Source organism: Synechococcus sp. EJ6-Ellesmere, assembly GCF_024345875.1.
Lineage (GTDB): Bacteria > Cyanobacteriota > Cyanobacteriia > PCC-6307 > Cyanobiaceae > Regnicoccus_A > Regnicoccus_A antarcticus.
The window spans coordinates 1-5,826 of record NZ_JAGQBY010000179.1 but is presented as its reverse complement, the minus strand read 5'-3'; the positions used below and the strand labels follow the sequence as shown (position 1 = coordinate 5,826).

At 68.7% G+C, this 5,826-nt stretch carries 5 protein-coding genes; 4 read left to right on the top strand and 1 reads right to left on the bottom strand.

The genetic code is table 11. From position 1 onward, the window contains the following. The 4 genes from KBY78_RS15440 to queA all read left to right on the top strand — a co-directional run. On the top strand, positions 1-1,781 hold a 1,781-nt coding region (locus KBY78_RS15440), incomplete at its 5' end, for an AMP-binding protein (RefSeq protein ID WP_255144376.1). Between the two features lie 69 nt (positions 1,782-1,850). Then, positions 1,851-2,294 carry a YlqD family protein gene (locus KBY78_RS15435; RefSeq protein WP_006171890.1) on the top strand — a complete coding sequence of 148 codons (444 nt, stop codon included), beginning with the start codon at positions 1,851-1,853 and terminating at the stop codon, positions 2,292-2,294. 68 nt (positions 2,295-2,362) lie between these two features. Then, complete coding sequence (locus tag KBY78_RS15430; protein WP_255144375.1) at positions 2,363-3,718, top strand: dihydrolipoamide acetyltransferase family protein; 1,356 nt, start codon at positions 2,363-2,365, stop codon at positions 3,716-3,718. 47 nt (positions 3,719-3,765) lie between these two features. Further along, entirely contained in the window at positions 3,766-4,926 is a 1,161-nt protein-coding gene (queA, locus tag KBY78_RS15425) for a tRNA preQ1(34) S-adenosylmethionine ribosyltransferase-isomerase QueA (protein ID WP_255144377.1), read from the top strand. Positions 4,927-4,977: 51 nt separating this feature from the next. Here the strand turns inward: queA and KBY78_RS15420 are convergent, their stop codons facing one another. Beyond that, positions 4,978-5,577, bottom strand: a complete 600-nt coding sequence (locus KBY78_RS15420) for a superoxide dismutase (RefSeq protein WP_006171887.1) — start codon at positions 5,575-5,577, stop codon at positions 4,978-4,980. Between the last annotated feature and the right edge of the window lie 249 nt (positions 5,578-5,826).

Genomic DNA, 5,826 nt, shown 5'->3' with positions numbered 1-5,826 from the left:
ACCGCGAGCTCGACGCCCGCATCCAGCGGGCGCCTGCGGCCTTCGCGAGCCTTGGCCTGGGGGAGGGGGAGGTGGTGGCCCTGTTCGCTGAAAACAGCCCCCGCTGGCTCGTGGCGGATCAGGGGATCATGCGCTGCGGCGCGGCGGATGCCGTGCGCGGCAGCGGCGCTCCCCTGGAGGAGCTCCGCTACATCCTCGACGACTCCGGGGCCGTGGGGTTGGTGGTGGAGTCCGCGGCCCTGCTGGAGCGCCTGGCACAGGAGCCGGGCGCCCTGGGGGGTCTGCGCTTCGTGGTGGTGCTTGAGGATCGAGCCCCTTCCGGCAACGGCACCCCCCCGTCCCCTGTGCCGAGACAGCTGAGCTGGGAGGCCTTCGAGGCCCTTGGCTGCAGCCAGGACGCCGCCGCGCCGCCTCTGCCGAGCGGCGGGCCAGAACGCCTGGCCACCTTGCTCTACACCTCAGGCACCACGGGCCGTCCCAAAGGCGTCCCCCTCAGTCAGGCGAATCTGCTGCACCAGTTGCGCACCCTGGGGGTGGCCGTGGCTCCCCGGCCGGCCGATCGGGTGCTCAGCGTGCTGCCGATCTGGCATGCCTACGAGCGCACCGCCGAATACTTCCTGCTCTCCTGCGGCTGCCGTCAGAGCTACACCACCCTGAAACATCTGCGCCCTGATCTGCAGCGGGTGAGGCCCCAGTACATGATCAGTGTGCCGAGGCTGTGGGAGGCCCTGCTGGCCGGCTTCGAGGATGCCCTCGAGGCCATGCCTCCCTTCCGTCAGGGCCTGATCCGCCAGGCCCTGCGGCTGAGCCGCTGGCATGGCCAGTCGCGCCGTCGTGCCCTTGATCTCACCCTGGAGTCCGAATCGCTGCCGGGTCGGCTGGCCGCAGGCCTGGGCTGGCTGCTGAGCTGGCCGGGCCACGGCCTGGCCTCCGTCCTGCTCTGGCCCAAGGTGCGCCAGCAGCTCTCGGGTGGGGCCCTGCGCACGGCCATCAGCGGCGGAGGCGCCCTGGCCCTGCATGTGGATGGCTTCTTCGAAGCGATCGGCATCGAGCTGCTGGTGGGCTACGGCCTCACCGAAACCAGCCCGGTGCTGGCCTGCCGCCGCCCCTGGCGAAACCGGCGCGGCAGTGCGGGTCAGCCCCTGCCGGAAACGGAACTGCGCATCGTCGATCCCGACAGCGGTGCAGCGCTGGGCTGGCGCCAGCGGGGCCGGGTGCTGGCCCGTGGTCCCCAGGTGATGGCCGGCTACTTCGGCAAGCCCGAGGCCACCGCTGCGGTGCTGGATGCCGCCGGCTGGTTCGATACGGGCGATCTCGGCCATCTTCTGGCCGATGGAACCCTGGTGCTCACCGGCCGGGCCAAGGACACGATCGTGCTCAGCAGTGGCGAGAACATCGAACCGGGACCCCTGGAGGAGGCCCTGGTGGCCCATCCGCTGGTGGAGCAGGTGATGCTGGTTGGTCAGGACCGCCGCCAGCTCGCCGCCCTGGTGGTGCCCCGCCCGGAACCCCTGGCCGCCTTCGCCAGGGCCCGGGAGCTGCCCGTCCCCGGGACCACCGCTGATCCGGCCGACCGGGCCCTGCTCAAGGCTCTCAGTGGCGAATTCAACCGGCTGCTGGCGGCCAGGCCGGGGTCGCGGCCCGACGAACGCCTGGCCGGGGTGGCCCTGGTGGAGCCCTTTTCGATCGAAAATGGACTGCTCACCCAGACCCTCAAGCAGCGCCGTGATCGCATCACCATGCGTGACGAGGCGGCGATCGAGGGGATCTACCAGGCCTGAACTCTCCCGGTGCCCTCGGTTGACCGCTGGACGCCGGGCTGAGAGCCTGGTCATTGCGATCCCTCTCCCATGACTGAAGGCCATACCCTCACGATCAAGCGCACGATCACGGTGCGGGCCGTGGTCACCCCCCGCTGGAAGGAGGACGCCGAGCGGGAGCTGAGTGCCGCGGTCAGCAACAGTGACCAGCAGCTGTCCCAGCTGGAGCAGGAGGGGCAGCAGCTGGTGGATGAGATCCGCCGTCAGAGCCTCAACCCGCTCGATCCCCGCGTGCAGGAGCAGGTGGCCTCGGTCCAGCAGCAGGTGGCGGCCAAGCGGGCCGAGTTCGAGGAGCAGAAGCGCACCTTGATCGAGCAGCAGCGTCAGGTGCGCGATCTCGAGTTCGATCAGATCGTCGACCAGGGCCAGATCGAGGGCACCTGCAAGATCAAGGTGGGCGACAACCTGGTGGAGAAACTGCAGGTGGCCGTACTGGTGCGCGACGGCGTGGTGGAGGCGATCGAGGGGGGCTGAGCTTCCGGCTCGGCGCTTGGAGGGGTCGCACGTAAAATCCTGACGCAGCCTGCATCGGGATCAGGACTTTGGCGACCCACGAAATCTTCATGCCCGCCCTGAGCTCCACGATGACGGAGGGCAAGATCGTGGAGTGGCTGAAGAAGCCCGGCGATCGCGTCGAGAGGGGCGAGTCGGTGCTGGTGGTGGAGTCCGACAAGGCCGATATGGACGTGGAAGCCTTCCAGGAGGGCTTTCTCGCCTCGGTGTTGCTGCCCTCCGGCGGCACGGCCCCGGTGGGTGAAACGATCGGCCTGATCGTTGAAACCGAGGCGGAGATCGCGGCGGTCCAGGCTTCGGCGCCGGCAGCACCGGCGGCGGCCCCGGTTGCACCAGCACCAGCTGAGGCTCCAGCGTCTGTGGCGGCCGCTGTCCCGGCGCCGGCAGCACCGGCGGCTCCCGTGCCTGCTCCTGCTCCTGTGGCAGTTCCTTCACCAGCACCCGTGGCCGTGGCCACCGGCGGGCGGCTGGTGGCCACTCCACGAGCCCGCAAGCTCGCCGGTCAGCTCGGTGTTGCTCTTGAAAGCCTGCGGGGCAGTGGCCCCCATGGCCGCATCCAGGCCGAAGACGTCGAGCGGGCAGCCGGCCAGGCCGCCAGCCTGCCCCGCGTGGCGGAGGGCACAGCCCCTGCGGTTACCTCAGCGCCTGCCGCCGCCGCATCGGCCAACGGCTCAGCGGTACCGGCCCCCGTCGGCCAGGCCTTCGGCAACCCCGGCGACACGGTGCCCTTCAACACCCTGCAGGCGGCGGTCAACCGCAACATGGTGGCCAGCCTGGCGGTGCCCTGCTTCCATGTGGGCTACACGATCACCACCGACCGGCTCGATGCGTTCGCCAAGTCGGTGAAGAGCAAGGGCGTCACCATGACGGCTCTGATCGCCAAGGCGGTGGGTGTGGTGCTCGCCCGCCACCCCCAGGTCAATGCGTCCTTCAGCGAAGGCGGCATGGTTTATCCCCCCGCCATCAATGTGGCCGTGGCAGTGGCCATGGACGACGGCGGTCTGATCACGCCGGTGCTGGCCGCGGCCGATCGCACTGATCTGTACAGCCTCTCGCGCTCCTGGGCCGATCTGGTGGCCCGCTCCCGCTCCAAACAGCTGAAGCCCGAGGAGTACAGCACCGGCACCTTCACCCTCTCCAACCTGGGCATGTTCGGCGTCGACCGCTTCGACGCGATCCTGCCGCCGGGAACCGGAGCGATCCTGGCGGTGGCGGCCTCCCGTCCCGCCGTGGTGGCCGGCAAGGACGGCTCGATCGCCGTCAAACGCCAGATGCAGGTGAACCTCACGGCCGATCACCGGGTCATCTACGGCACCCATGCCGCTGCTTTCCTCAAGGACCTGGCCCAGCTGATCGAGACGGCCCCGGAAAGCCTGGCCCTCTGAGTTCTGTTGTTTCTGTTGTTTCCTCGGCCCGAGCGGGCCCTGCAGCCCTGAGCGACCCGTCCACCGATCTGCGGCTCTCCAGCTACGAATACGACCTGCCGCCGTCGTTCATCGCCCAGACGCCCGCCGAGCCCCGCCACAGTGCCCGCCTGCTGGCCCTGGGCCCAGCCGGCGCGGCTGCCGGCTCAGACCCAGAGCAGGTCAGACACCTCAGGGTCTGGGATCTGGAGGGGGAACTGCGCCCGGGTGATCTGCTCGTGGTCAACGACACCCGGGTGCTCAAGGCCCGGCTGCAGGCCCGCCGCGCCAGCGGTGGTGCCGTGGAGTTGCTGGTGCTGCAGCCCTATGACACTGCCGCCCCCCGGGAGGCGGCTGTGGCTTCCAGCGACAGCTGCTGGATCTGCCTGGTGCGTCCCGGCAAGCGGGTGCGGCCTGGCGAGGTGCTTCAGCTCGAGGCCGCCGGTCAGCCGCCCCTGCCCTTGGAGGTGGTGGCCCTCGATGAGGCCAGCGGCGGGCGGGTGATCCGTTTCCCCCCCGGCTGCATCGATGCCTCCTCGATCGAGGCCCTGTTGCAGCGTTACGGGGCGATGCCGCTGCCCCCCTACATCCAGCATCCGGATCCTGAGCAGGAGAGCCGCTACCAGACCCGCTATGCCGCCAGGCCCGGAGCGGTGGCTGCCCCGACGGCGGGCCTGCATCTGAGCGATGAACTGCTGGAGGCGATCCGCGCCAGGGGCGTGGCCATCGCCACCGCCACGCTGCACGTGGGCATCGGCACCTTTCGCCCCCTGGAGGAGGAGGATCTCTCCAGTCTGGATCTGCACAGCGAGTGGGTGGAGATCAGTCAGGAGCTGGTGGATTCGGTGGCCGCCTGCCGGCGGCGGGGTGGGCGGGTGATCGCGATCGGCACCACCAGCGTCCGCAGCCTGGAAGGGGTGGCGGCGCTCCATGGCGGCAGCCTGGTGCCATGGAGCGGACCCGTGAATCTGGTGATCCAGCCGGGATTCCGCTTTCAGCTGGTGCAGGGACTGCTCACCAATTTCCACCTGCCGCGCAGTTCGCTGCTGCTGCTGGTGAGTGCCCTGATCGGTCGGCCGCGTCTGCTGGATCTCTATGAGGAGGCCAAGAGCCAGGGCTATCGCTTCTTCTCCTATGGCGATGCCATGTGGATCGCGCCGGAGGCGGTGCTGGAGGCGGCGCGCCCCTGAGAGGGCGGCCGCCTGGCTTGGGAGGGATGGCCCCAAAAGGGCCGGAGACGATCAGGCGGCGGCCAGGTTGGCGGCCACGAAGTCCCAGTTCACCAGCTTCTCCAGGAAGGTGGTCATGTAATCCGGGCGCTTGTTCTGGTAATCGAGGTAGTAGGCGTGCTCCCACACATCCATCGTGAGGAGAGCCTTCTGACCGTGGGCCAGGGGCAGATCCGCGTTGGCGGTCTTGGTGATCTTGAGCGTGCCGCCATCGAGGATCAGCCAGGCCCAGCCACTACCGAACTGGGTGGCGCCGGCAGTCTTGAACTGCTCCACGAAGGCTTCGAAGCTACCGAAATCGGCGTTGATCTTCTCGGCAAGGGCACCGCTGGGCTGGCCGCCGCCCCCGGGCTTCATGCACTGCCAGTAGAAGCTGTGGTTCCACACCTGGGCAGCGTTGTTGAACACTCCGGCCTTGGAGGCATCACCCGCCACGCTGGTGATCACGTCCTCGAGGCTCTTGCCGTCGAGATCGGTGCCGTCCAGCAGTTTGTTGAGGTTGGCGACGTAGGCCGCGTGGTGCTTGCCGTGGTGAAACTCGAGGGTGGTCTGAGAGATATGGGGCTCGAGCGCGTTGATGTCGTAAGGGAGAGCGGGCAGCGTGTGAGCCATGAACAGTGCAACGAAGGGTGGTAACGGGCGGAGCCCATGGGGGACCGCCGGTCAAGGTCATGGAACGGGGCACAGGCTGCATCCCGGCGGCACGTCGAGAAAAGGCGAGCCAGGTCTGTCACCAATGTGACCATGAGCTGCTTGACCGGCGATCCACCGGTACGGTCATCCTAACGAGGTGCGCCCAGGCCCAGCCGCAGGAAGCAGCTCAGCCCCCGACCCCAAGCAGTTCCACCTCGAAGGTGAGGG